Source organism: Butyrivibrio proteoclasticus B316 (assembly GCF_000145035.1).
Taxonomy (GTDB): domain Bacteria; phylum Bacillota; class Clostridia; order Lachnospirales; family Lachnospiraceae; genus Butyrivibrio; species Butyrivibrio proteoclasticus.
Map to the genome: position 1 here is coordinate 932131 of NC_014387.1, position 25652 is coordinate 957782.

The window sequence follows — 25652 nt, forward strand, 5'->3', positions numbered from 1 at the left end:
GAGGGACAATTATGAGAAGAGTATTGCTAAGTTTGGCAGTTTGTATCATCTGTTTAGTGTTAAACGCGGTTCCTGTTATGGCAGCGGCGGATGAAGGGGTATCTTTTTCCCAGGATATGCAAAGCTTTTCGGGACAGGTAATGACTCTTTCTCAAGACACCAGAGCGTATGCAACTCCTGATGAATCAAGTACCGGAGGAAGAGCTTTTTCAAAAGGAGAGTCTGTATATGTTGTCGGTGAGACTGACGGATGGTATCAGATCTTTTATAAAGGAGAAAATCTCTATATCCCTGTCAGCAGCATTAACAGCGAAGATGCAGAGGAAGCCCAGGCCCAGGCGCAGGCTCTTGCAGAAGATGTCGAGGTGGAACTTAAGAATGCGGAGAAAAGAGATACCGTGGAAATTGAGAACGCCTGGAGAGAAGCCAGAAGCCGCAGAAATGCTACCATTTGGAGAATTGTGATCGGAGTACTTGTAGTAGTTAGTATCGTCGTTTCTGTAATAGTCGGTTTGAAGAGCAAGGAAGTTGAAAAGGATAACAAATGAAGCTGATAATTCAGGTTCCATGTTTCAACGAAGAAGAAACCCTTAAACAGACACTTGATGATCTGCCAAAGAGTATTGAAGGGGTCGATGAAATTGAATATCTGGTAATTAATGACGGAAGTAGTGATGAAACCACAAAAGTTGCCAAGGAGTGGGGAGTCAACTACATCGTTAACTTCACCCAGAATAAAGGACTGGCCAAGGGCTTTATGGCTGGTCTTGATGTTGCGCTTGAAAACGGCGCAGACATAATCGTCAATACTGATGCTGATAATCAGTATTGCGGCAAAGATGTGGAAAAGCTTGTAAGGCCTATTCTGGAGCAGAAGGCTGACATCGTTATCGGAGAAAGACCTATAGATGAAACCGAAGATTTTACCTGGATCAAGAAAAAACTTCAAAGGCTTGGAAGCTGGGCAGTAAGGCAGGCATCACATACAGATATACCTGATGCACCAAGCGGTTTCAGAGCTTTTTCCAGAGAAGCCGCTATGAGGATCAATGTGGTAAATGACTATACATATACCCTTGAAACGATAGTTCAGGCAGGAAGAGAGAAAATTCCGATCATAAGTGTTCCGATTGAGACAAACTGCGCTCTTAGGCCAAGCCGCCTTGCCAAGTCAATGATGGGGTATGTACGTACATCAATGCTCACAATACTGAGGGCGTATCTGGTATATAAGCCTCTCAAGGCATTTTTGTTCCTTTCAATATTTCCGACCATTCCGGCTATTGCCATATGGATAAGATTTCTCTATTACTTTTTTACCGCCGGAGGTGCGGGACACATCCAGTCCCTGATCTTTGCATGCACAATGCTCATCATCGGCTTTGTATGTATGATGATTGGAATTCTCGGAGATACAATTTGCGCTAACAGAAAAATCCTACAGGACGTTCAATACCATGCAAGAAAACAGTATTACGACGGCGTCAAGATTTCTAAGCCAGATCAGAAAGAAGAATGTCGTATATATTACCGTTAAGAATAAAGACTATATAAGGACCAGTCAGATCAGGCACATCCTGGAGGAAAATTCTGCCTTTTTCAGAATCTATAGTTCGGAAAAAAGTAATCCTGTTTCAAGGGCATTGGATTTAAGATGCAGGATCTCTTCTATGGATATACGCGAAGCGGATGTGGTTATCATAGGCTTTTTGCCCCAGCTTCTATTGAAAGCAGTCAAAAAGAAAATAGCCGGGAATGATGCTTGTTATAGGAATGGTGCTGCGATTGGTGATGGATCAGATGCCTGCCATAAAACGTTTCTGGTAGCTGAGATGTTTTTGTCCCTGTATGATACTGTGATTTCTGATAGACACCTTTTTGCAGATGGCGGAGTGCTTTCCCACCTCTTGAAAAGACTTGATAAGATGACTATCGAGGCAGCAGACCTTGTGGTTACTGATACAAAGGCAAATGCGGATTACCTGTCCCGGTTATATGACGCTGGCAGAGATAAGTTTGAAACGCTATATCTTGAGGCAGATAAAGAGATATATGGGGCGACTTATAGTAGTTCATCTCTGAATGTCTTATATTTTGGCAGCGGACTTCCGCTTCAAGGAACAGATATAGTACTGGATGCCTTTGCCATGGCTGCCGGAAAAAACGTTAGTTGTACAAATAATTGCTATGGAAATGCAGATAGTGGGATTGAGGATCACAGTCCGCGTTACATAACATGCACATACGTCGGAAGTACCAAGGAAATTCCAAGGAAGATCCTTGATAAGGCGAGAAGCAATCCGTACATAGAGATCATCCCATGGCTTCCTCAAAACCTTCTTGCCAAAAAAATAGCCCAGGCAGATTTGTGCATAGCAGGGCATTTTAATCCAAATATTGGAAAGGCAGACAGAACAATCCCCGGAAAAGCCTATATCTATGAGGCAATGAATAAGAAAATGATACTGGGAGATACAACAGCCAATCATGAGATATTTGTGGAAGATAACAGGCATTTTTTTGTAAAACGTGGGGATCCACAGAAACTTGCTGATGCAATAGCAGAATTTATAAAAGATAACTCTGACAATAACCAAGAGATAAGTCAAGCAGACGCCAAGCTTTAGGCATGAAAGGACAGCACAAGGCATATATGAGTGACAAAAAAGTTTCCATGATAGTACCTGTATATAATTCGGCCAGGTATCTGGCTGGATTTGTGGATAGCATCATTACTCAGACTATGCCTCAAAGCGACTATGAAGTCATTTTCGTAGACGATGGTTCATCTGATAATAGCGGCGATATCCTTGATAAATGTGTAAGTCAATATGGCTTCATGCAGGTGATCCACCAATGGAACTCAGGTCCTGCAGCAGCCAGAAACGCAGGCCTTAAGAAGGCTACCGGAGAATACGTTGCCTTCGTTGATCCAGACGATCTGTTAACCGAAAAATATCTTGAAAGCTCCTATACTAAAGCTACTGAAACCGGAGCTGACATAGTTCTTTTTGATGCCTACAGGGAAACAAATGCTGCTCCTGCATATATAAAAAGAGAATTGACGCCTCATGCAGATTATGCATTCTTGACAGATGATCCATCCAGTATCCGCTCTATGCAGATGCAGATACTCTATCCCTATATGCCCGCCCATGTCGCAGACTTAACCTTTCATAGAAATGTCCCACTGGCTGCACCCTGGGATAAACTCTATCGCAGACAATTCCTCATTGATAATGACCTCTATTTCCCAAGAGACCTTCGGGTCCTTGATGATATGTGCTTTAACTTCAGAGCCTTCGGCGCTGCCAGGACAATCTACTATTTTCCAACATTCCTCTATCGCTATAGAGTTGGCAATTCCTCAATAACAACCAGCTACCGCACCGATAGGATTATTCAGGATAAGAAAGTCTTCGATTATCTGGAAAAAGAGATTGCGACTATAGCTTCTATGAATGAAAAATATAATAATAAAGATAATACAGAAATCGATAATCCAGAAGATGCCAGCTTGAAGCATGTGTCAAATAATGAATTGTTGCATTTAAAGCAGTCTTTTTATGCCCGTATAATAAAGAGCTTTGCCATTGCAACCAAACTCTATTTCTTCAACCCCGGTAACCCAAAGAATCAGCAGCAAGTAAGAACAGAAATCATAGACTGCCTATCTTCAGTGCCATATAAGACAGCGCTTACAGGCATCCGCCTCCATAACCTCGAGCCCAAACTCATCGCAGTAGCCCTTGCCTGCAAACTAAGAGCAGTCGGAGCACTTAAGATGATGTACAGACTTCAGTACAATATAGCTAATTGGGGGCGTCTATGAATCTGCAATCTATTCTTTTTCCAAATTCTGAAATATGTGATGTCGAAGAACTGTATTTTCACAGAGATGGGGATACTCTGTTATTTGACGGATTTTTTAATCTCTTTTACCTGGAAAAACATCACAAATACTGTGATATAGCAAAGCTTGAGCTGGTCTTGGAAGTGAAGGGCTTTAGGAAACTGGTAGTGATGCATGATTCAAGCGAACTTCATACGGAAATTCTTGAGAGCAGGCCTGTCAGCGGGCGTGAGAGAATCAGAGCCTTCAAGGAAGGACGCGAAGTTGACAGTGGTGATAGGGCGAGCGAGCTTCGAAAGGTCAGGGTAGATATTCCCTACAAGATGTGCAAAAAAGGCGTGATCTGGTTCAAACTACAGATTGATCCGCGATTTATTGAGGATGACAGCTGGATTCTAAGAGGCAGCTATGATGGTAGTGGCAGCTTCTTGCAGAAAAAGGATAATGCTGAAAATATAGATTCTAAAGGGGAAGGCACCGATGGCGGAGGTATTTCTGGAGATGAGAATGGAATAACAATTGGTGTAAATATCTGTACCTATAGAAGAGAAGCCTATGTTATTCGGAATATGAGATCTCTTTTACGGGCGGCAGGTAGTGAGGGCGCTGAGGAAGCTTTCAGGCATCTGCATGTATTTATCATAGATAATGGGCAGACGCTCTCTGATAACGAGGAGTTTCAAGCTGTTTTAGATTCTGCTAAGAGAATTATGGAGACAGATCCTGACACAAATGCAGACTCTGACTGCCAGGGCGAGCATAGAACAGATAGATTTATAGAAGTTATTCCTAACGCCAACACCGGCGGAACTGGCGGGTTTAGCCGCGGAATGGTTGAGGCAATGAGGAGAAAAGAGCTTGGGCTTACGCACCTTCTGCTGATGGATGACGATGCTGTTTTTGACCCGGAGTTGTTTGTTAGGCTATATGGTTTCCTTAGTTTTCTCAAAAAGGAATACCGCGACATCACTGTGGCAGGGGCTCTTATGAGAGAGGACTTTCCTTACATTCAGCATGCGGCCGGGGAGTGGTATGGCCAGATGAAACTCCACAATGAGTATATGATGGCAGACTTGAGGGATTATGCTACATGCACATCAGACTGGATGACAACCTGTGAGTATCCTGATACGACTTATGGCGCCTGGTGGTGCTGTTGCTATCATATGAGCGCGATCACTGAGGATAAGCTCCCGCTTCCGCTTTTTGTACACCATGATGATATTCAGTTTGGTCTTATAAACAGTGATAAGGGGATTGTTTTCTTAAACGGAATTAATGTATGGCACCAGGGGTTCGAGCTTGTTTTCTCTGGAGTTAAGCAGTATTACAATATGCGCAATAACATAATTTCGTCATATCTTTTTGAGAAGGATTATCTTAAAAGTCATCTCAAAGCATGGACTATAAGACGATACATCGGCATGCTCATAAGTTACAGATATGCAGACTGTGATTTTATTTATCGAGGTTTGACGGACTTCTTGAGAGGAAAAGAATGGCTTCTAAACAGCAACCCTGAGGCTATCCACAAGGAGCTTATGGCTCACTACTTAGAAGTCTGTCCCTTTAGTAAGGCCGCGGCCAAAGAGATATCAGCTTATTATGTGCCGGATAAGATGACTATAGAGATGCTGCGTGAATACTATGATCACTCCAGGTATGAGACTTCTATATTTAAAAAGATATCTTTTAACGGCTGGTTTCTGCCTGGTGATAAAAAAATGGAAGTGATTACTCCTCTTGATTCCCCATGGAAGACTTACAGGCATAAGAGGGTGATGCTCTATGAACCCGGATCAGGAAAAGGGTGCGTTATGAGCAGGAGCAATGCGGAGTTTTTTAAGGGACTCTGGCGGATCGTCAGGATGTCTTTTGCCATAGATATGTGGAAAATAAAGGGTGCGAAATGGTAAAAAAGTGGCCATCTATGATACTTAAACCAAGTCATAGATGGCCTTTAAATTTGCAAATGATGATCAGATATTAAACAGCCTGCTGGTTGTTATTCTGATCAGATGACTGCTGTGCATCCTTGTTCTTTTTCTTATCAAAATGAATGATAAGAAATATGAACAGGGCACAAACAGGTGCACCAAGTATAAGACCAAGGATGAAGGAAGCGATGATGCAAGCAACGAAACCGCCAACTCCAAGACCTACCTGTTTCTTCTTGATACCCATTATAAGAGGAGCAGCTCCAAGGATAAATCCCATCATGATTGATCCAAATACAGCCCCAATTGCGTAAGCACTACTGTAATCCATACAACTTAACCTCCTTAAAACAATAGTGCTCTCATCATACACTACTTCAGACTCTATGACAAATGAAACTCTATAAATCTTCCTTCTATTCACGGATAATACCTGCGCCACGAGCCGCCTGCAGGCGGCTTGGCTGCGGGGCTGCGCAGTGGATAGCAATATTTTACAAAAATGTGCACTAGGGCAGACGTTTTGTGGTATGGTAGATACTATGACGGAAAAAGATTTTTTGGATAAATATGGACAGAAATTAAATAATGAACAGCTTATGGCTGTGCGAACTATAGAGGGGCCGGTGTTACTACTGGCAGTGCCGGGAAGCGGCAAGACTACGGTACTTGTCAATAGGCTTGGGTACATGCTGAGTGTTAAGGGGATAGCTCCTGAGAACATTCTGACGCTGACTTATACGGTTGCAGCGACAAGGGATATGGCAAGGCGTTTTGAAGCTCTTTTTGGAAAAGAGATGGCTCAGGGCCTTGAGTTTAGGACTATTAACGGGATATGTGCCAAGATAATCAGCCACTATGGAAGGCTTATAGGCAAGAAGTCTTTTGACCTTATCACGGATGAGAAGGTTTCGGGCAAGATACTGACTGACCTATACGTCAAGGTCTGCAGGGAATATCCTACTGAGAGTGATATCAAGAATATCCGCACGCTCATCACCTACTGCAAGAACATGATGCTCACGGAAAAAGAGATCAGAAAGCGCGGCGAGGATGAAGGCATAGAACTGTGGGATATGTATGACAAGTACAATGCTGAACTTAAGGCCAGAAGCCTTATGGACTATGACGATCAGATGATCTACGCCTACAGGATGCTGAAAAGTTCACCGGATTTATTGGATTATTACAGAAAACTGTACAGATATATCTGCGTTGACGAAGCGCAGGATACCTCCAAGATCCAGCACATGATCATTTCACTTCTTGCAGGAGAAAATGGAAATCTTTTCATGGTTGGTGACGAGGATCAGAGTATTTATGGCTTTAGGGCGGCTTATCCGGAGGCTCTTCTTAACTTTGAAAAAGAGCACAGAGGCGCCAAAGTCCTTGTCATGGATCAAAACTACAGATCAAATGCCAAGATAGTTAAGCTTGCGGATATGTTCATTCAAAAGAACTTTAACCGCCACGAGAAGCATATGCGGGCCACAAGAGACGCGGCTGCTGATATTAGTTATGTAGTTCTGGATACTAGAAAAAGACAGTACAATTATCTTCTGGATATGGCTAAGAGCCTGGATACTGAGACTGCGGTCCTGTACAGAGATAATGAGAGTATTCTGCCGCTTGTGGATATGCTTGATCGTGAGGATATGCCATATAGGATCAAGAGCGCAGATATGGCCTTTTTTACCCACAGAATAGTTGTGGACGTAGTCAATATCCTAAAGTTTGCCCTAAATCCCATGGACCCTGAACTCTTCATGAAGATATATTTTAAGTTCCAGACTTATTTGAGAAAACCTGATGCAGAGCAGATGTGCCAAATGGCTGATTACAAGCATTACGGAATTCTGGATGCAGTTGAGGATATTGAGGTTAACAAGAATACTCTTTCAAATGTCAGATCCCTTCGCACTCACTTTAGGAATATGGCGGCGGACAGCCCGGCCAAGGCTATTAACCGCATAAACAAGTACATGGGCTATGGCGATTATCTTCGTGATAACAACATGGATGACAATAAGCTTTTTATCCTTGAGATGCTGGCTCAAAATGAAGCGACAATCCAGGGATTTCTGGATAGGCTCGAGGAGCTTAGGACTATTATTACGGAAAAAGAAAATGACTATAGTGCAAAACTCATTCTTTCAACTGTCCATTCCAGTAAGGGCCTTGAGTACAGTAATGTCATTTTGATAGATGTGATAAACGGAGTTTTTCCGAGTAAGATGATCAAGAATTTTAAGACTGCTCTTCCTTCCGAGAAGCGTGACTACGAGGAAGAGAGACGAATCTTTTACGTCGGAATGACAAGAGCCAAGGATAAACTGACCATATTTAAGTATGGGGATGCACCGTCGATTTTTGTAGGGGAGCTGATAAAGGGAAACAAGGCCAAGACGGGCACCGGAGTGGGAAGTGTGGAAAGTGGCGTCAGAGAAACCGCCAGCATCAGAAGTGTAAATAGAGCAAAGGCTAAGATCAGAAGTAGTGAACATAGTGCCACAACAATGCTCCTTAAAAAGAAGGCTGCACCTGTGACTTCGGGCGCAAACGTGCCTGAAAATCTTGTCATGGGAGAGCGCGTCTATCAGGAAAGATATGGTGAGGGCGTTATTAGTGATGTGACCTGGGATGAAGATGAAATACCGACCAAGTTCACTGTTGAGTTTGATGATGGTTCGGAGCGCAAGTTTATATATCCCTTCGCCTTTACAACCGGTATGAAAATATTAGAAGAATAAAGATCAGGAAGATTTTAAGTAACAAAAAGGGCTGTCACACTAAATTAGTGCGACAGCCCCTCTTTATAGGAATTGTAACTCAGCTGGGAGAGTAATGGTTTCCTAAACCATGAGTCGTGGGTTCGAGCCCCTTAGTGGAAAATAGATAGTTGTGACAATGATGGGATGGTAGAAATACCATCCTATTTTTGTTATTATAATTGTACCAAGACATCATTAGATACATTCGATATCATAAAAATCAATGCCTTGTTTTGAACCCTTTTGGGCTATTATTTGCGATGAAAGGAGTTATCATGTGCAATATTGTAACAATGAAGAATAATGTTGGTGACTCTTTTGGAGTTGCGGACATAAAAAAGGATATTATCGAGGAAATAATCAAGATTGCAGCAGAATGTAAGCTAATTGATACTATTTATCTGTTTGGCTCATCTCTGGAAAAGAGATGCACTAAACGGTCAGACATCGATCTTGCTATTGTGAGTAATGTAACAAGGTCAAGATTGTTTAGATCGAAGTCGTATGATGACTTCAAGACTAAACTCTATAAGATAAACGAAGATCAAGACTATGATATCCTGACATTTAATTCTCAGGCAGCTCTTGATAAAAGCAAAGAGTTTGTAGCCAGAGATATACTAACGAAAGGGAAGATTATTTTTAAGAATGTTTGAAGAATATCTTACAAAATCGTTGTCTGATTTAGTGTTAGCTCGACAGGCAATTTGTAATTACCAGAGTAATAATGGACTTAAAGACATGAAGAATCTAGCTTCATATCATGTTCAACAGGCAATCGAGAAAATGTTGAAATACTGCATCTATAACAAGCAAACAAGTGGAGTGAAGGAATTATATATCCATGACTTGGATAGACTTATCAAAGATCACTGTGTAAAATATGGCATTTCAGTTCCCAAAAAGATTGTCAAAAATGCAAATGAGTATACCAGATGGGAAGCCGAAAGCCGCTATTCATTAAAATACTCTGTGAGAATTACATCTATTATCGGTGCATTAGTTGAAGCAGAGGATTGGCTTCTTACGTTAAAGCCTGCCTACAAGAAAAATATTATGCATTATAGAAGCAAATACAAGTTCAAATAATCTTTTTTAATACGATTGACAAGCGATTTACCACCCTAAAATCACCCTGAATTTACTGTTTCAAAACGTACTTTTTTGAACTAAAACAGACATTTACAACAAAAGATTTTTATCAACAAAAAAGACTGAAACTCCAGTAATTATCTGGTTTCCAGTCTTTTCTTTTTGAGCAGGGGAAGCAGGATTCGAACCCGCATGAGCGGTTTTGGAGTTAGACTCACTACCTGCTAAAAAACTTGAAAATACAAGGATTATCAACTATCAACTCAATCTGTAGCCACATTTGTAGCCACATTTGTAGCCACATCTGTTGGAGAGATTAAAAACATCTCTAATTCAATATAAGGCGAATTATAATTTGTGGAAATAGGCTTGTCAAGAAAATGCGGTAATCGAGTATGCTAAGGATTTACATTAGTATTATAAGGTTTTTATACTTCTTTAATTGCCATTTTCTTTTATGGGAATGATAGTAATATGTATGAGAGTACATATAAAAAGTCTTTTCAAGAAGGATTATGTCTATGGCAAGACCAAAACGAATTTTAGCTAAAGAACGCCCTGATTTACTTGATGAATGGGATTATAGTAAAAATAACGAGATATGTTCTCCTAATGATGTGTCTGTATGTAGCACTATAAAAGTATGGTGGAAATGCCTTAAATGTGGTCAAACGTACTACAAAAGAATTGTTGATGTTAGTTATGGACATAAGTGTAATGACTGTGCCAGAAAGAGCATAGGGATTAAGAATTCTAGTCCACATGGAAAAAGAAATCGTAATTCGAAAGTGGTATCAGATTTTCCAGAAGTTGCAAAAGAATGGGACTATGAAAAGAATGGTAATCTAACACCGGATGATGTAACTGCATCAAGTGAAAAAAGAATATGGTGGGTTTGCCCTAAAGGACACAGCTATTCAGCTATTCCTAGCAATAGAATCCGCTTGAACAGTGGTTGTCCATATTGTTCTGGTAAAAAAGTTTTAGCAGGTTTTAATGATTTACAGTCGCAATATCCAGAGATAGCAAAACTATGGAATTATCAAAAGAATTATCCTCTTTTACCAAATGAGATTACAGCGCATAGCAGCTCAAAGAATGTTTGGTGGATATGCCCTAAAGGTCATGAATGGAAAGCTAAGCCTAACAGTTTGGCTAATGGTACATATTGCCCTCATTGTAGTTCCAGTTTACGTACTTCATTGCCTGAACAAGCAATATTTTATTACCTTAAGCAAGTTACTAAGGTTGAAAGCAGGAAACAAATATGTGGGTGGGAAGTAGATGCTTTTTTGCCAGAATACAATATTGCTATTGAATATGATGGTATTTATTTCCATTCATCAGAAGAAGTAAAAGAAAGAGATAGCCGAAAGAATAAGGATATGCTTGCCAATAATATAAGGCTATTAAGAATAAAGGAAGTACTAAGAAATAAAAAAGATGAAGGTAATATAATCTATTATGACAGAACGCGACATTACAAGGAGTATTCTGGAGCACTCAAACGACTACTAAAAAGAATAAATGAATTAACTAATAATTCTTTTGAGGTAGATATTGATTTTGAACGTGATAGAACAGATATTTTAAAAACGTATAAAACACATTTAAAAAAGAATAGTATTGTCGTTACTAATCCTGAATTAGAGGAAGAATGGAATTATAAAAAAAATGGCGATATGCTTCCTGACATGTTTTCTAAAGGAAGTGGCGAGTATGTGTGGTGGATTTGTTCTAAAGGACACGAATGGAATGCTACTATCGCAAGTAGGGCGTATGGAGCAGGATGTCCATATTGCTATGGCGTAAAATGGCAAAGCGGTGAAAAGGATTTGAAGACCAAATATCCTGAGATTGCTAAAGAATGGGATTATGAAAAAAACTATCCTCTAAGACCAGAGAATATAAATGCTGGTTCTCGAAAAAAAGCGTGGTGGATATGTGAAAAAGGTCATTCTTATTATTCATCAATCTTAAATCGAACAAATGAAAAAAGTCATTGTGGCTGTCCTTATTGCGGTAATAAAAAGGTATTGAAAGGCTTCAATGATCTAGAAACACAATTTCCTGATATAGCCAAAGAATGGAATTACGAAAAGAATGGTAGCCTGCTGCCGCAGGATGTAGTTTCAGGCAGTTTTAAAGAAGTGTGGTGGAAATGTTCCAATTGTGGAAAAGAGTACCAGAAAAGGGTATTGTATAGAACACGTAACAATTCTAAGTGTTCTTGCTATCAGCCAAATAAAAAGAAAGTTCTGTGCATAGAAACTGGCGAATTGTTTGCAGATATTGTTAGTGCTGCCAAGTCAATCAATCGTAGTTATAGTTCTTTGAATATGTGTCTAAATGGAAAACAAGAAAAGTGTGGTGGATATCACTGGAAATATGAATAGCGTGTAGATAAAACAGCTTGTATTATTACAAAAAAAGGATAAGCTGTTTATGCGAAAAATACCCCTACATATTAGCTAAGTAAGAAAAAGACTGACTATACAGAGAGTCAGTCTTTTGTGCTTGATTATTCAGATACTAAATCGCAGTATTTCTTGAAGGTGTTTCTGCTTATATTATGCTTTTTCATTAAATCAATTGCTTTGATAGTTCGGTCTTTCTTATATTTTAGTATATCTGTCTTTAGTTCATCAGTTAGCTTGTCTACATTTCCAGTAATTCTACCGCTTTTTTTGTCACTAGCGTTAATTCCGTCTTTTATTCTTTTTATAAGAATCAGCCTTTCTTGCTCGACTCTATCAAGCTCGACAATTAGTAGAAGTTTAACGGTGCTTTCTAAGCTTGTTTTGGCTACGAGATTTTGTTTTTCGGCAACGTTCAAAAGCTGTTTGATATATGGAGTGCTGATAGTTTGATTATCAATGAATATAAGCTCTATTCCTTTTTCTAGTAGTTCCATATATTTTTGATAGCCCTTTTCAGCTTCTCGAGTAAAACGGCTTATATCTTTAAATACTATGGTGTCTCCAGATTGTACGAGCTTTTCGAGCTTCTTCCATTCTTTACGATTACTGAAGCTTTTTCCACTTTCGTCTTCTTTAGCTATAAGGATGTATTCAAGGTTATTATCTTTAGCGTATTTTGTTAATGCTTTTTCTTGTCTTCCGTATTTCTGAAGCCCTCGTTCTTCTTTTGTGCTTATTCGCATATAAGCAAATGTATTCCCCATAGGTATATCCTCCAATGAATAGTGTCATTTAAACTAGTGTTTAATTGATATATCAATAATACTGTCAAAATATCTTTATGTCAATATAAAATGACACTTATGTATCGTCTAGAATTCAATAAGGATAGTTTGACACAAAACTCAATATAGATTTTGCTAAAACTATTCGTCATTAATGACGAACGCACCGATAATACGTTCGCCATTGATGGCAAACGCATGGTTAAGCCATTCGCCATTAAGGCGAGACAACTGCTGCCCAGGATTATATTAAAAGTGTAGCTTTTAATATCGTACAACCTCAGTTTCCAAGCCGCTTTCAGCTATTTTAATGCTTATATTTATAATGATTATTTACGGCTAAAAATGATGTAATCGGCATGAACACTAACTTTGTGCGATAATAGACCGATATGAATTTTTTGGACGATTTTCTTTGAAAACCAGTATTTATGCTGCTTTGTAGAGAGTTTGCTTTGAGTTATATAATAGCGGATTTAAGAGATTTCCATAGCTGTAGAGTGTTAGAAAACATATCGCGTTAATTTTTGTGACGCATATGTCATTATTGCAGATATAAAAAAGACAGCATGACTGCTGCCTCTTTTTATCATCTATTAAGTTGTTTTTCCAACATTGCTTTTTCCCATCGAATCTATACCACTTGCTGTTGCTTTTTCAGGATATTCTTTTCTAGAAAACCATGAATCACTCTCTGCATCATATTCATAGTCATCAAAGTTATAGTCATCATCAAAGCCATCATCAAAGTTATCCTCCTCCATTCCTAACATATAGATATCCCCATCTTCACCTACAGTTAGAGCTTGTATACTACCAAGAACTTCGAGAATATTTAGGAGTCTGCAATAATAGAATTTGCGATGTAAGTTAGTTTGATCGCCAGTCCGCATACACTGAACATGCGTACTTTCTAACATTGTGTCCATCAACAATTGCGATAGAGATTCTGCAAATCCTCTGATATTGTTAACCTTTCTTTTAATGTCAAATGTATCCATGAAACACTCCTTTCATAATTAGGCGCTCTTTAAAGCACCAAATACTTGTTCTTTCAAACGTTTTTCAAGAACAGATACTAACCAATTAATAATTTGTCACCTTATTACAGTATTTAAACTGCGCAGGGATAAATCTAAAGATTTATGCCCTTGCTCGTTTCGCTCTGGTAGTGCGCATTTGTTCATATGAATTGTTCTGTCGAACAAGTTCATACGAAGCAAATTGCTGCTCCCAGAAGCATTTATATTTTTCAATCTAACTTATTTGCGAAAACAACTTGTTGTTGGAGCATGGCACGAACCACTTGTGTTCGTGTCATACCAACTAACTGGAATCATAAAGAAAATTTTGACACTTTAGAAAAGTATAATAATACTCTTAGATATATAATATTTTAAAGTGTCAATTTTTATGCAAAGAGTTCTAGTTCATCTGCTTCCCAATCATTCCTCAATAAGAAATATTCCTCAACTTTCGCCTTGTTTGTACTTAATAGTTTCATAGCTAACATCCTTTGTATATCCATATAACTCCTATGGTATCTAAAGGACGTTTCTGGATCATTGTTGGTCTGTTCACATCTTTGCTCAATCGTGTCTAACACTTTATCCATAGATTTATCATTTAACTCTTGTTTAAGAGCTTTCAGGTTCTCAACAAGTCCCTGATTCAAATACTTTGGATTGCAAATAATGTGATACCTTCTAAAGATATACTGGATTCCCAAACGACTTTTTAATTTCTCGTCTCGTAACTTCATATATCTCGCAACTGATACTTCTTTATCTGAGTTATAGATAACATTACTCATCGAAGCACAGTTTAATTCATTTAAAGTCTCTTTTTCTATCTCCAATATTTGAGTTCTAAGCTCTTTATCTTTGACCTCAAAATATGAACCTCTCTTATCTTTGGCAACTAATACATTGTCCTCAAATTCAATCAGCTTTCGATTTCTTAATGACTTTAATGCGGAATTGACAATATTATTCATTACTCTTCTGCTATCAGCATAGAAGTTTTTAATTTGCCAGTCCTTTATTCCACAATCATACAACTGTAATTCTCTTTTAAGTGGTGCATAGTTATCGTCATATTTTCCATACTCTGGATTAACGAGTCCTAATATTTCCCATAATTCTTTTTTACGAAAATTTGCAGTAGTAAGTTTGTGTTCAATGAAATAACTCAGCAGTACACTCTCAACAAGAGTTACATATACTTTATGGTTCCCATCTTGTCTTTTATCAACTTTTACCTTAGGAACATCATAAATACTATCAATAATAATCTTGTGACCTTCTTTATGATAATCACAAAATCTCTTGAGCTCTTCCATACGAAGCTCTCGTTTTCTACCGCCAGTATTATCCCACTCAAATATTTCACATAGCTTTTTATAGTTGGCTATCTCAACTCTTAGGCCATCCAGCCCGTCTACCTTCAAACTACGAAGGCGCGCTAAAATAAATGCATCATTCATAATAAATCTGGGTTTGCAGATATTCTCTTTTCAAGGTACTTTATGATTTCAGCAAGAGAGTACTGAGTATAGTATCCATTATCAGAAGCATCATTTTTCAAAAAAGGTCAGGGAATCATTTTTGTTGAAAACCACATAGTATAAATGGGAACTAATTGCATCTGATAGTGTATAGACATCAGTAAAGTATTAAACAACATATCGTTTTCCTAAGGCACCATGATTTAGCCATTGCATAAATGCTTCTTTGGGAACAATGCGTTTCTTTTTTCCAATCTGGATAGAAGGAAAATCACTTCTATTTACAAGTGCTCTAGCCTGATTGATCCCTATTCCTAATATATTAGAAATATCTTTTATAGATAGAACATCTTGAAATACCACTATTTTATCCATTTTTGAACTCCTTTCCATTATTTTTAACAGAAAATATAATATCAGCAAGCTTGTAAAAAGTCAATAATTTTACGTAGAAAATAAAAAAAGTACAAAATATCCATTTACAAATACGCAAGAGAGCAATACAATATAAATACAGATTTTTTTGGAGGAGCTTTTTTATGAATGGAAATAAAATTATTTTGAGTGAACGAATGATTTCATATATAAAGAGAAGAAGGAAAGATTTGGGCATATCAGCTTATAAATTATCTGCTGATTGTGGTCAAAATAAGTACTGGGTAAACAATATAGAAAACGGACGAACAAAGACAATTTCAGAGGAATCTGCACATAAGATTTTTGAAGCTTTGGATGCGATAGAACATAATCGTGTGTTGGATGATTTCTTGAAGAAAATTGAATCAGGCGAAGCTGATGCTTCATTAGCTTTTTTCGCGGAAGATGGAAAAAATATTGAAGAATTAGAAGGCGGAGAGCATTATCATTTTGACGCTGAACAGCATAAGAAAGAATTAAAAAAGCAAATGAACGTAGCACATAATAAAATGCTAAAGTTGCTCGAGAAGATTGACTATGATGATGCGAATTCAATTATGAAATATGAGACATACATAAGGACTTATATAGCTTTATTAACATCTATAGGTGGACAGGCTTTCTTTAGAAAGATTATGAAGTATCCTTTGCACTTTGCTTCATATTCATGTGTGGATGGGGTGCAAAAGAAAATCAAAGATGATGCGATGTATGAGTATATGATTAAGAAAGACGAAAATGGAAAACCATATATGATGGTTAAATCCCTAATATCTGATGAAGAAAATGAAAATCTGTTTGGATAATAAAGGCAGCAGGCTATATACCTGCTGCCGATTATAATGCTTTATGCTGCCTGATTTTACATTAGTGCTGTTATATTCAATGCAGCTTTTCTTTCAGCGGCATATTCTTCCTCTGTAATAAGGCCATCACTAAGTTTCTTCTTAAGATCTTCTAACTTATCATATAAAGTGATTTCCTTAGGTTTGACCTCTTTTTGTGATGTTCCGCTAATACCGCCATGAGCCATTATATATTTGTCACTTTTTAATGGTAGCTTGTTATGTAAAAATTCTCCAAATTCAAAGCCTTCGCCGGTACTTGACTTTGAAACCTTCATCATTTTTGTTACATCATACTGATCTTTATAATAAATGTAGACCACTCTTTCATCGACTTGCTCAACTTCTGTATCTATATGATGTCTATCTTTCGTTGCACCAACAGCCATTCCAGCTGATCCAGCTATGATTCCACCAACAACAGCTCCTGAAAGAGATATATCTTTTCCAGTATTTTTTACTTTTGATATGTATGAAACAGAACCATCCTTGGTGTACATCTCAATCTTTTCAAGTGGAATCGTAAGCGCTTTCTGTGTCCCTACGAAACAAAGCTTATTCTTCTGACTATCTACCCAATAATATGCTGGACTAATCTTACTTGATCCATTTTCTACAACGACCTCGTTTTGAAATATATATGTATATTTATAGTTTGCATATGATTGTCTATAAGATGGCTCAACAAAAGTAATATCTGCATCTTTACAACTTCTTTTCAATTCTTCAAAATAACGATTAATATAATCATTTTCCTTATCTGATTCATTATTAGACATGCTAGCTACGCCAATAAAAACAACTCCTACAATAATAATAGTCAATAATACTGTTCCCAACATAATCTCTCATTCCCTTTAATTTGCTTATTCGCTGGTGCATATTTTATCATATTCTCATTGAAAGTTATATATGGAAATACAGTATTCATAAGCTCTGTATTTCACACACGTATAACTATCGATTCTTAAATCTTCTTATTTTTCTTTTGAACAATATGTAAAGCTCAACCTTCTGTGACAATGAGGGTTGAGCTTTAAATGTATTTTATGCACTTTATAAAAATGCTTCATGATAATCATGCAATATGGTCGAACATGCTCATTTTCTGTTCTTCAATGATATTATAGTAAATCTTCATTGTAGTAGAGATATCAGAATGTCCTGCCGTACGGCTGATAAGTGAGATGTCTACTCCGTGCCTGATGTAATAACTGATTCCAGTATGCCTCAGACCATGCAAACTGATATCTTTAGTAATTCCTGCGTTCACAAGAGCTTGTTTAAGTTTCTTGTTTAGATGCTGTAATGAGATAGGATTCCCATTTTCGGATTGAAAAACAAAACTACTTGCCTCAATATTGTTGCACCAGAGTTTAATGTGCTCTTTTAAACAAGCTTGAGCTTGAGAACTGAGTGGAACAGTTCTAATGGCGTGTTTAGACTTTGGAGTAGTCAGCTTCCATTCCTTCTTTCCTGTGTCGTAGTTCATTTCTTGGCTATATTCCCTTGATATTCGCATGGTACAACGAGTGTTGTCTGCGCATTCTAGGTTGGCAATATCTCCGTATTTTAAACCTAGAGCTTCACCAATTCTGACGTAAGACCACATGATAAATAGGAGCATATATCCACATTTATATCCTCCAATACCATTCTGATAGGGTTTAGTTAGCTCTTTCGTTAATAGTTCAATTTCTTCGTCTGACAATACTTTGTTGTTATCAATATCTCCTGCATCCACAACAGAATAGTCAATTTGCTTTTGAGGCTTATCTACAAGAAGCATGGGATTATTGTTGGAATCCCTTTTGTAGTAATGCTCAAAGAACTGATTAAGCAATCCGTGAACCTTATTCACAGTTGATTGTGATCTGCTGTATGAAACTTCATTTAAAAGTGACTGGATGTCATTAGAACCAATATTATCAATAGACATCCTTCCTATTGGCATTTCCTCGATATATGTGTGGAATATCTGCATATTCCTATCGAATGAACGGCCTTTGAGTTTACCCTTTCTGTACGTCTCTAACCAGAACAGAACGGCATCTTTAAACAAAGCACATTGTTCGATATCAGAAGGGTGCATTAGCTTTTCTTTCTCGAGAAGCTGTGATTCTTTCTCTTTCATTTTTTTGATGCATTCACGTTCTGACTTTCCGTAGACACTAACATACTTGCCTAGAATGCGCTTCCTATACCTGATAGGAGCATTTGGACGATTTGTCACTTCGGAGAATGTTCCTTCTCCATAAATACCTTTAGCCATAAATAACCTCTTTCTTGTAGCCACATTTGTAGCCACATTTAATAGTGGGAATTAGTGTTTTTGAGTGTTTTTTAGTTGAAATTGGGAATTTGTTTTCAGACCTGAAAACAACAAAAAAGCCTGAAAACATGTAGTTTTCAAGCTCTCAATAATTAGCAGGGGAAGCAGGATTCGAACCCGCATGAGCGGTTTTGGAGACCGGCATACTAGCCATTGTATGATTCCCCTTTATTTATTTGTGTCAGTATCTATCAGCACCGACGAATGTTAGTTTATCACATTGATTATTGATTGTAAATAATTATTTTATAGTTATTTTATTTACTAATAAGTGTCCTATGTTAAAAGCTTTATATGTTTTGCCCCGAAAAAATCAAAAATATTAAATTCGGGTATAAACCTCTCAGAAAACTACAATCCTTAAAGTCCGTATAGCAGACGCAGGTGATATTTAATTGAGCTCAATTTCCTTCTATACGAGAAATACAATATGATGTATAATAATAAGTGTTATATAATAGATATAGTGCTAATGCTATGAAATGAATAAAGTTATCAGATGACAACAGCGCTATAGACTGATAACTAAGTCTTATAAGGCAATTTATCTCATAAGGGGGATTTGTATGAAAAAAAGAGCTCTTTCGATATTTACTGTGGCTATTATGTTATTTTCTATGTTTGCCGGTGTTATTCTTTTTCCGGTGAGGATTGTAGCTGCAGAGTCGACCTTTTCAGGTACGGTTTCAGACAAAACAAATGCAGAAATGCTATACCTTAATACCAGCGGTGGAACAATGGAGATTAAGATTGATTCAAATGTAGCTGTTTCGGGAACCAAGGTTATCCTGCCCGGTAATTCAGTAGTTGCCACCTGCTATGTGGGAAGTGATGAGTACTGGCATGTATCCAAGTTATCTGGAAGTACCCAGGTTGGTAAGCCGGCAATTGATCAGAGTACCAAGGCAACTGTAAAGGGCAGAATTGCCAAGGGTACATCAGAGGAACTTCTGTATCTTGTTGTTGATAACGGAACAATGCAGATCAAGATGGATGCAGATACTGATCTTAGCGGGACTACAATGCTGATAATTGGTAAGCAGGTACAGGTAGTCTGCGCAAGAGGATCTGATGCTTATATGCATGCTCTTTCAATATCTGATGTTGCTACTGCAAGCTCAAGTGTTTCATCGGCATCTTCAACTTCATCTGGCGGATCATCTGCCAATTATGTGAGCGGAACAGTTGAAAAGGGAACAACTGCATCAATGCTGTATCTTGGTACATCAGGCGGTACAATGGAATTTGTTCTTGATCTTGCTACAGATGCAAGCGGATGCAGAGTATTGATACCGGGGCAGTCTATTTCAGTTAATTTCTACAGAGAAAGTGATGCCTGGAATCATACTTCCAAGATAGTTAATAATTCCTCCAAGGCCGCAGCGGAGGTTTCACTTGATGCTTCTTCCAAGACAACAGTTACAGGTACAGTTGATGGAGCTACTACGGAGAATACACTTTTCCTCAATACCAGTGGCGGAACAATGCAGATAAGGCTCGATGCTTCCACCAATTTTTCAAGATGTCCTGTAATTCTCCAGGATAAGAATATTTCTGTAACGATCGAACGTGGAAGCGACGAATATTATCATGCTGTTGCTATCCAGTAACAATCATATGATGTAAAAGATATAATAAATATGCGAATATTGTAGAAGTAAGAGAGTGTCGTGCTTGGAGAATATAGTACGACACTCTTTGTTCTGTATATTGAAAAATGACGTCAACTTGAATATCACGCACATAATATCGTAAAATAGTGTGTGTAATAATATGCAATCGCCCTCTATTGTACATCAACCACAGGAGATCTTGCGAATGGCAATTACAAATGACAATATGCTGACGCTGCTGAATATAATGCATTTGATGGAAGCTGATCAGATTGAGACGGCTCTTTCGGATGCCTTTGAGGCGCTGCTCAAAGAGGTATCTGCTTCTTCCGGTGGGATTTGGCTTAAAAGTCCTGACACTATGCACATTTACAGCATAGTGTCAGTTGGCGAAAACAATATCGCCGGCTTTTCGATTGAATATGGACAGGGAATTGTTGGAGAAATCTCCGATGGGAATAAAGAACTGTTCATAGCAGATACAGGGGGAGATTCACGGTTTCCGGGAGGAAAAGATGATATCACGGGAAATGTGGTTAAGAATGTCCTGTTATTCCCGATGATCCTTCGAAGCCAGACTATAGGCTGTGTTGAAATCTTTGATAAAGCTGATGCTGCCTACACGGAAGATGAGATGGCACTTATGAAGTCCTTTGCTGCGCTGGTTGCGATGAACATTGATGAGAGAGGGTATGTCTATAATACCAATACTGATCGCAAGGTGGTCATGTCTCTTAGAAACATAATCAAGGATTACCCGTCAGGCCAGGAAGTTGCGCATATTTTAAAGGGTGTCGACCTTGATATATATGAAAATGAATTTCTGGTTATTTTGGGAGAGAGTGGCTGTGGCAAGACAACTCTTCTTAATATAATCGGTGGAATGGACTCAGCGAGCAGCGGAGAGATTTTTTTTGATGGAAAAGACTTTTCGAAACCCACGGAAAAAGAGCTGATTGATTATCGAAGAGATGACGTTGGCTTTATTTTCCAGTCCTATAACTTAATGCCAAATCTCACGGCACTTGAGAATGTCAAATTTATCGCCGAAATCTGTAAGAATCCTGCAGAGCCGGAAAAGGCACTTGATATGGTTGGACTTTCAAACAGGGCAGGCAATTATCCTTCTATGATGAGTGGAGGTCAGCAGCAGAGAGTGTCCATCGCAAGGGCAATTGTCAAAAGACCAAGGATCATACTTGCAGATGAACCTACGGCAGCTCTTGATTTTGCTACAGGGCAGGAGGTTTTGGAACTTATTGAGAATCTTATCAGCAAGAAGATCACAACAGTTGTTATGGTCACTCACAATGCTGAGATTGCCAAGATGGCCAATCGTGTGGTCAGGGTCAAGAACGGCAAAATCTCAAGTATACGCGTAAATGCATGGCCAATGCACGCTTCAGAGCTTTCATGGTAAATGTTTTTGGGAGATCAAATGAAAAAGACCTTTTTTCTGGACACTGTCAGAAACATTAGAAAACGTCTGGTGTCCTGGCTTTCTATTTCCATAATCATTTTTATAGGTATCAGCGGGATTCTGGGAATAAATTCAACAGCTTATTCCATAGAAAGATGCGTAGACGGATACTATAAAGAGCACAATTTCAAGGATTACGATATTACTTCCAATCTCGGGATCAAAGAAAGCGAAATTGAGAAGTTTAAAAGTCTTGCCTACATTGCTGATGCGGAAGGAATGATCAGTATAGCAGGCAAGATTTCTTTTGCCGGAGAATCTTCTGACGCAACGCTTCTGACGAAAACCAGCATAATAAGCGTTCCTTATGCAACAGAAGGCCGGCTCCCCCAAGCTGACAACGAAGTTGCCATAGGAAAAGAACTGGCGGAATCTATTGGGGCATCAATCGGCGATACAGTCAGCATTTCTCCTAATTCAAGCAGACTTTCCGGGATACTCAAAAATCAGGAATATGTAGTTACAGGGTATGCGTATCACCCTGATTTTGTCTATGACAGTGTCTTAAATAACTGCATTTTTTCTATAGATGCGTTTGATACAAGCGGTTTATCTTTTGACTATACAAATGTCGTTCTTGACAGCGATGTGCCGCATTCTGCCGGCTCTCTTAGCAGTGCATATGTGAACAATGTAAGGTCACATATGGATGATCTGAATGCTGCGACTGATGAAATGTCAGCAGATCGAATTGAATCTTTTTCCCGTGAACTTGATGATGAATATGCGGCCAAAGAAAAGGAGGCAGAAGATAAGCTCTCCGAGGCGAGAACTGAGCTTGACAAGGCACAGAAGGAGTACGATGAACAGGTAAAAGAGGCAGAGGATAAGCTTGAAGATGGAAGAACAGCCCTTATAGATGCTAAGAAAACGGTCGATAGCGAACTTGCTAAGGCGTGGAAAGAAATCACTGATGGAGAAGCCGAGTACAACAGACAGGTGGCAGAGGGCGAAAAACAGCTTGCAGATGGCAAGAAGCAGCTTGAGGATGAGCTTGCCAACGGAAAATGGAAGCTCTTTGCCGGCTTTTTGGAGCTTGATAATGCTGAGAAAACTTTGAATGAAAAAGAGGCACAGTACAAGGCTGCGGAAGACAGAATAGCAGGCCTTTATGAGGAAGCCAGAAACGGAAGGGACAAACTTGATAAAGCTTGGGGAGAATTTAACAGTCAGACAGCTTCTATTGATAATGAGATATCAAATGACAGGATAGATATGGTAGCCGCTCTTATGATCGACGATTCCCTGAAGGCCAAGTTCTTGAATCTCAAGAATTATTCAGGCTATGACAGGGGTGTGCAGGTTCTGAACCTGTATGAGTCTGACGCAACAGTCAGGACAACAGTTGATGCCTATCCTGAACTTGGGTCCAAGATACCTCTTATCAGAAATATGATTGCTGCCAAGTCAAGTCTTGACGCAGCAGAGAGTGAGTACGGCTCCAAGGTGGGAGAACTTGATAGTGCCAAAGCCCAGCTTGATGCAGCCAGGAAAGAGCTGGATCAGGGCTGGTTTACACTTGAACAGGGAAAGAGACAACTGGCAGATGCCCAGGCTGAATACGATAGAAAAGAGCCCGAGGCCAGAGCTGAACTTGCTTCCAAAGAAGCCGAGTTTGAAAAGCAAAAGGCTGAAGGCGCAGATAAGATAAAAAAGGCAAAGGGCACCTATGCATCAAATAAGGCTAAGGCTCAGGAGGAGCTTACTTCCAGGGAAAAAGAGTTTGATGAAGCTGTGGCTGAATTTGAAGAAAAGAAAAAAGACGGTGAAGAACAGCTTTCACAGGCCCGAAAGGAATACGCTGATGCCAAGGCAGAAATTGCCAAGGCACTTTCGGATGCGCGAAAAGAGATAGAGGAAGCCAAGAAGATAGGCCTTAAGTGGATAGTTCAGACAAGAGAAGCAAATCCCGGCTTTCTGCACATCAAGACAACCCAGGGCGTTCTTGCAAACTTCTTCTTGTATTTTACCCCTTTGTACGTGATCATAGTATCTCTTGTAGTTTTCTTTACAATGACGATCATAGTTGAAGAGCAGAAGCTTGAAATCGGTGTGGTTAAGGCATTTGGAATGTATGCCTCAGAGATTATCCGCAAGTACCTGACATTTGGGATTACTTCTGCAATCTTGGGCGTGATCATGGGAATTACAGGAGCATATCTTATAGAAAATCTATTTCTTCATACAATCAGAGGAAATTATATATTTGGAAGTTTTCCTGCGCTCCTTAGCGCTATTCCGACAGCTCTTTTGGCTATTGGTTCTGTACTTCTGACAGCGATTGTAGTTAGAAGAGCCTGCGCCAAGATGCTGTCTTGTTCGGCGGTTGGCCTTATGAATGGCACCGAGCCTCCGATAAAGAGTATCAATAAATCAAGAAATAAAGTCGGAAGTAGCATTTACTTTAGCCTTATCATCAATAATATCCTGACGGATCTTGGCAGAGTTATAGTGTCTGTCATTATTATTCTGGCTTCGTGCCTTATGATAGGCCTTGGCTTTACCACAAGAAATGCCCTGTACATGGCAATTGACAAGCAGCTTGACGATGTGTGGCATTTTGACCTTTTTGCAGTCACAAAAGGTGATATTACTGACGAAGAATCCCAGGAAATATCTGAATTTCTTGAGAATTACAGGTATGATGAACTCTATAGCTTTGAGGGGCTTGCTGAGCTTGATTATCAGCAGACGCCTCTTAACGTGCTGGTGGTAGACAGTCTTGATGATATCAGCGAAAGGTACACGGTTGCTGACGATAAGGGAAAAGAGCTGTCTCTTTCTGATGATGGAATCCTTGTGACAAGAGAGATGCTTGAGAAAAACGGATACACCCCCGGAACTGAGATCAAACTTGTTAATTCAAGCTTTGACGTGGCAAACGTGAGAGTTTCGGATATCTTTATCCAGTATTTTGAGAAGACCATGATCATGTCGAGGAAGTATTATGAGCAAATGTACGGAAAATCTCCTGAGAATAACACATTTATAATTAGCGCAGGGGGACGGGACGTTAATGCTATGGAAAAAGAGCTGCAGAGCCTTAGCGGTATAGAAAAGGTCACGATAGCATCCGCAATCAAGGAAAATTACGCATCAATTCTGACTCTTTTTAACCTGCTGGTAATTGTTATCATTGCACTTGCAATTCTTCTTGCGTTTATGATCCTGCTAAACCTTAGTAATATCCTGGTTCTGCACAGGATGAGAGAACTTCTCACCATGAGGGTAAATGGATTTAGTAACTCTCAGGTGATAGGATATCTGGCGAGGGAGACAATAGCTACAGCAGCTCTGGGACTTATATTGGGAGTTGTTGCGGGCGTTCCATTCTCTGCTTTCCTCATCACCAAGCTGGAAGCGACTGCTGTCATGTTCTATAGACTGCCATTTCCCCCTGCCTGGATAATTGCTCTTGCTATATCTGCCTTTTTCTCGGTATCTATCAATGCCATAGCATTCAGGAAAGTTGGTAAGGTGCCTCTTACGGATATTTCCAAGTACTAATTTTCTTTTTGGAAAACGTTTTCTGGAACAAGTCTTTGTGTTATACTTCGAGAAGATAAAAGCCATATACATACAAGTAAAAGAAAGAAGACTA

General features: G+C 39.0%; 20 protein-coding genes and 2 tRNA genes. 14 read left to right on the top strand and 8 right to left on the bottom strand.

Going from position 1 to position 25652, the window contains the following annotated elements:
* The first annotated feature begins 11 nt into the window (after positions 1-11).
* From BPR_RS03890 to BPR_RS03910, 5 genes are read left to right on the top strand one after another with little or no spacing between them, the layout of a single operon-like run.
* The gene (locus BPR_RS03890; protein WP_013280157.1) at positions 12-548 is read left to right on the top strand and encodes a hypothetical protein; all 537 of its coding nucleotides are present in this window, start codon (positions 12-14) and stop codon (positions 546-548) included.
* Positions 545-1537, top strand: a complete 993-nt coding sequence (locus BPR_RS03895) for a glycosyltransferase family 2 protein (protein WP_013280158.1) — start codon at positions 545-547, stop codon at positions 1535-1537. The genes BPR_RS03890 and BPR_RS03895 overlap by 4 nt, the downstream gene beginning before the upstream one ends.
* On the top strand, positions 1458-2627 hold the full coding sequence (locus BPR_RS03900) for a glycosyl transferase 4 (protein WP_013280159.1): 1170 nt from the start codon (positions 1458-1460) through the stop codon (positions 2625-2627). The genes BPR_RS03895 and BPR_RS03900 overlap by 80 nt, the downstream gene beginning before the upstream one ends.
* A 26-nt stretch (positions 2628-2653) precedes the next feature.
* Positions 2654-3832 (top strand): glycosyltransferase family 2 protein, encoded by a 1179-nt coding sequence (locus BPR_RS03905; protein ID WP_167531143.1) that lies wholly within the window; start codon positions 2654-2656, stop codon positions 3830-3832.
* Positions 3829-5769 (top strand): glycosyltransferase family 2 protein, encoded by a 1941-nt coding sequence (locus BPR_RS03910; RefSeq protein WP_042256487.1) that lies wholly within the window; start codon positions 3829-3831, stop codon positions 5767-5769. Before BPR_RS03905 ends, BPR_RS03910 begins: the two co-directional genes overlap by 4 nt.
* Before the next feature lie 70 nt (positions 5770-5839).
* On the opposite strand, the gene BPR_RS03915 is transcribed toward BPR_RS03910, so the two are convergent.
* Positions 5840-6121 (bottom strand): hypothetical protein, encoded by a 282-nt coding sequence (locus BPR_RS03915; RefSeq protein WP_042256488.1) that lies wholly within the window; start codon positions 6119-6121, stop codon positions 5840-5842.
* A 199-nt stretch (positions 6122-6320) separates the two neighbouring features.
* Between BPR_RS03915 and BPR_RS03920 the strand changes: the two genes are divergently transcribed.
* The 5 genes from BPR_RS03920 (at position 6321) to BPR_RS19610 (ending at position 12049) form a co-directional block, all read left to right on the top strand.
* Positions 6321-8540, top strand: a complete 2220-nt coding sequence (locus BPR_RS03920; protein WP_013280163.1) for an ATP-dependent helicase — start codon at positions 6321-6323, stop codon at positions 8538-8540.
* 76 nt (positions 8541-8616) lie between these two features.
* Positions 8617-8674, top strand: a tRNA-Arg gene (locus BPR_RS20680).
* A 162-nt stretch (positions 8675-8836) separates the two neighbouring features.
* A complete protein-coding gene (locus BPR_RS03925) occupies positions 8837-9217 on the top strand; it encodes a nucleotidyltransferase domain-containing protein (protein ID WP_013280164.1) in 381 nt (126 codons plus the stop codon).
* A 31-nt stretch (positions 9218-9248) separates the two neighbouring features.
* Positions 9249-9650: a HEPN domain-containing protein gene (locus tag BPR_RS03930; RefSeq protein WP_207636491.1), complete on the top strand. Its 402-nt coding sequence runs from the start codon at positions 9249-9251 to the stop codon at positions 9648-9650.
* 524 nt (positions 9651-10174) lie between these two features.
* Positions 10175-12049, top strand: coding sequence for a zinc-ribbon domain-containing protein (locus tag BPR_RS19610; protein ID WP_052301790.1), 1875 nt, complete (start codon positions 10175-10177; stop codon positions 12047-12049).
* A gap of 125 nt (positions 12050-12174) precedes the next feature.
* Here BPR_RS19610 and BPR_RS03940 read toward each other — a convergent pair whose 3' ends face one another.
* The 4 genes from BPR_RS03940 to BPR_RS03955 all read right to left on the bottom strand — a co-directional run bounded on the left by BPR_RS03940 (position 12175) and on the right by BPR_RS03955 (position 15739).
* Positions 12175-12837 (bottom strand): recombinase family protein, encoded by a 663-nt coding sequence (locus BPR_RS03940; RefSeq protein WP_013280167.1) that lies wholly within the window; start codon positions 12835-12837, stop codon positions 12175-12177.
* A gap of 617 nt (positions 12838-13454) precedes the next feature.
* Positions 13455-13859: a hypothetical protein gene (locus BPR_RS03945; RefSeq protein ID WP_013280168.1), complete on the bottom strand. Its 405-nt coding sequence runs from the start codon at positions 13857-13859 to the stop codon at positions 13455-13457.
* Positions 13860-14269: 410 nt separating this feature from the next.
* Complete coding sequence (locus BPR_RS03950) at positions 14270-15343, bottom strand: hypothetical protein (protein WP_013280169.1); 1074 nt, start codon at positions 15341-15343, stop codon at positions 14270-14272.
* Between the two features lie 189 nt (positions 15344-15532).
* Entirely contained in the window at positions 15533-15739 is a 207-nt protein-coding gene (locus BPR_RS03955; RefSeq protein ID WP_052301791.1) for a helix-turn-helix domain-containing protein, read from the bottom strand.
* A 164-nt stretch (positions 15740-15903) separates the two neighbouring features.
* On the opposite strand from BPR_RS03955, the gene BPR_RS03960 reads away from it, so the two are divergent.
* Positions 15904-16587 carry a helix-turn-helix domain-containing protein gene (locus tag BPR_RS03960; protein ID WP_013280170.1) on the top strand — a complete coding sequence of 228 codons (684 nt, stop codon included), beginning with the start codon at positions 15904-15906 and terminating at the stop codon, positions 16585-16587.
* A 56-nt stretch (positions 16588-16643) separates the two neighbouring features.
* Here the strand turns inward: BPR_RS03960 and BPR_RS03965 are convergent, their stop codons facing one another.
* The 3 genes from BPR_RS03965 to BPR_RS03975 all read right to left on the bottom strand — a co-directional run bounded on the left by BPR_RS03965 (position 16644) and on the right by BPR_RS03975 (position 19126).
* Positions 16644-17468 carry an SHOCT domain-containing protein gene (locus BPR_RS03965; protein WP_013280171.1) on the bottom strand — a complete coding sequence of 275 codons (825 nt, stop codon included), beginning with the start codon at positions 17466-17468 and terminating at the stop codon, positions 16644-16646.
* A 236-nt stretch (positions 17469-17704) separates the two neighbouring features.
* Entirely contained in the window at positions 17705-18898 is a 1194-nt protein-coding gene (locus BPR_RS03970) for a tyrosine-type recombinase/integrase (protein WP_042256492.1), read from the bottom strand.
* A gap of 156 nt (positions 18899-19054) precedes the next feature.
* Positions 19055-19126, bottom strand: a tRNA-Trp gene (locus BPR_RS03975).
* A 398-nt stretch (positions 19127-19524) separates the two neighbouring features.
* Between BPR_RS03975 and BPR_RS03980 the strand changes: the two genes are divergently transcribed.
* From BPR_RS03980 to BPR_RS03990, 3 genes are all read left to right on the top strand, one after another.
* Complete coding sequence (locus tag BPR_RS03980) at positions 19525-20568, top strand: hypothetical protein (protein ID WP_013280173.1); 1044 nt, start codon at positions 19525-19527, stop codon at positions 20566-20568.
* 208 nt (positions 20569-20776) lie between these two features.
* The gene (locus BPR_RS21525) at positions 20777-21991 is read left to right on the top strand and encodes an ATP-binding cassette domain-containing protein (protein WP_167531144.1); all 1215 of its coding nucleotides are present in this window, start codon (positions 20777-20779) and stop codon (positions 21989-21991) included.
* Positions 21992-22009: 18 nt separating this feature from the next.
* Positions 22010-25558 (top strand): ABC transporter permease, encoded by a 3549-nt coding sequence (locus BPR_RS03990; RefSeq protein WP_042256494.1) that lies wholly within the window; start codon positions 22010-22012, stop codon positions 25556-25558.
* Positions 25559-25652: the final 94 nt, after the last annotated feature.

What these genes read in the sequence shown, in the direction of transcription:
- BPR_RS03890 (WP_013280157.1), top strand. Translation starts at nt 12, where the DNA reads ATGAGAAGAGTATTGCTAAGTTTGGCAGTTTGTATCATCTGTTTAGTG.
- BPR_RS03895 (WP_013280158.1), top strand. Translation starts at nt 545, where the DNA reads ATGAAGCTGATAATTCAGGTTCCATGTTTCAACGAAGAAGAAACCCTT.
- BPR_RS03900 (WP_013280159.1), top strand. Translation starts at nt 1,458, where the DNA reads ATGCAAGAAAACAGTATTACGACGGCGTCAAGATTTCTAAGCCAGATC.
- BPR_RS03905 (WP_167531143.1), top strand. Translation starts at nt 2,654, where the DNA reads ATGAGTGACAAAAAAGTTTCCATGATAGTACCTGTATATAATTCGGCC.
- BPR_RS03910 (WP_042256487.1), top strand. Translation starts at nt 3,829, where the DNA reads ATGAATCTGCAATCTATTCTTTTTCCAAATTCTGAAATATGTGATGTC.
- BPR_RS03915 (WP_042256488.1), bottom strand. Translation starts at nt 6,121, where the DNA reads ATGGATTACAGTAGTGCTTACGCAATTGGGGCTGTATTTGGATCAATC.
- BPR_RS03920 (WP_013280163.1), top strand. Translation starts at nt 6,321, where the DNA reads ATGGTAGATACTATGACGGAAAAAGATTTTTTGGATAAATATGGACAG.
- BPR_RS03925 (WP_013280164.1), top strand. Translation starts at nt 8,837, where the DNA reads ATGTGCAATATTGTAACAATGAAGAATAATGTTGGTGACTCTTTTGGA.
- BPR_RS19610 (WP_052301790.1), top strand. Translation starts at nt 10,175, where the DNA reads ATGGCAAGACCAAAACGAATTTTAGCTAAAGAACGCCCTGATTTACTT.
- BPR_RS03940 (WP_013280167.1), bottom strand. Translation starts at nt 12,837, where the DNA reads ATGGGGAATACATTTGCTTATATGCGAATAAGCACAAAAGAAGAACGA.
- BPR_RS03945 (WP_013280168.1), bottom strand. Translation starts at nt 13,859, where the DNA reads ATGGATACATTTGACATTAAAAGAAAGGTTAACAATATCAGAGGATTT.
- BPR_RS03950 (WP_013280169.1), bottom strand. Translation starts at nt 15,343, where the DNA reads ATGAATGATGCATTTATTTTAGCGCGCCTTCGTAGTTTGAAGGTAGAC.
- BPR_RS03955 (WP_052301791.1), bottom strand. Translation starts at nt 15,739, where the DNA reads ATGGATAAAATAGTGGTATTTCAAGATGTTCTATCTATAAAAGATATT.
- BPR_RS03960 (WP_013280170.1), top strand. Translation starts at nt 15,904, where the DNA reads ATGAATGGAAATAAAATTATTTTGAGTGAACGAATGATTTCATATATA.
- BPR_RS03965 (WP_013280171.1), bottom strand. Translation starts at nt 17,468, where the DNA reads ATGTTGGGAACAGTATTATTGACTATTATTATTGTAGGAGTTGTTTTT.
- BPR_RS03970 (WP_042256492.1), bottom strand. Translation starts at nt 18,898, where the DNA reads ATGGCTAAAGGTATTTATGGAGAAGGAACATTCTCCGAAGTGACAAAT.
- BPR_RS03980 (WP_013280173.1), top strand. Translation starts at nt 19,525, where the DNA reads ATGAAAAAAAGAGCTCTTTCGATATTTACTGTGGCTATTATGTTATTT.
- BPR_RS21525 (WP_167531144.1), top strand. Translation starts at nt 20,777, where the DNA reads ATGGCAATTACAAATGACAATATGCTGACGCTGCTGAATATAATGCAT.
- BPR_RS03990 (WP_042256494.1), top strand. Translation starts at nt 22,010, where the DNA reads ATGAAAAAGACCTTTTTTCTGGACACTGTCAGAAACATTAGAAAACGT.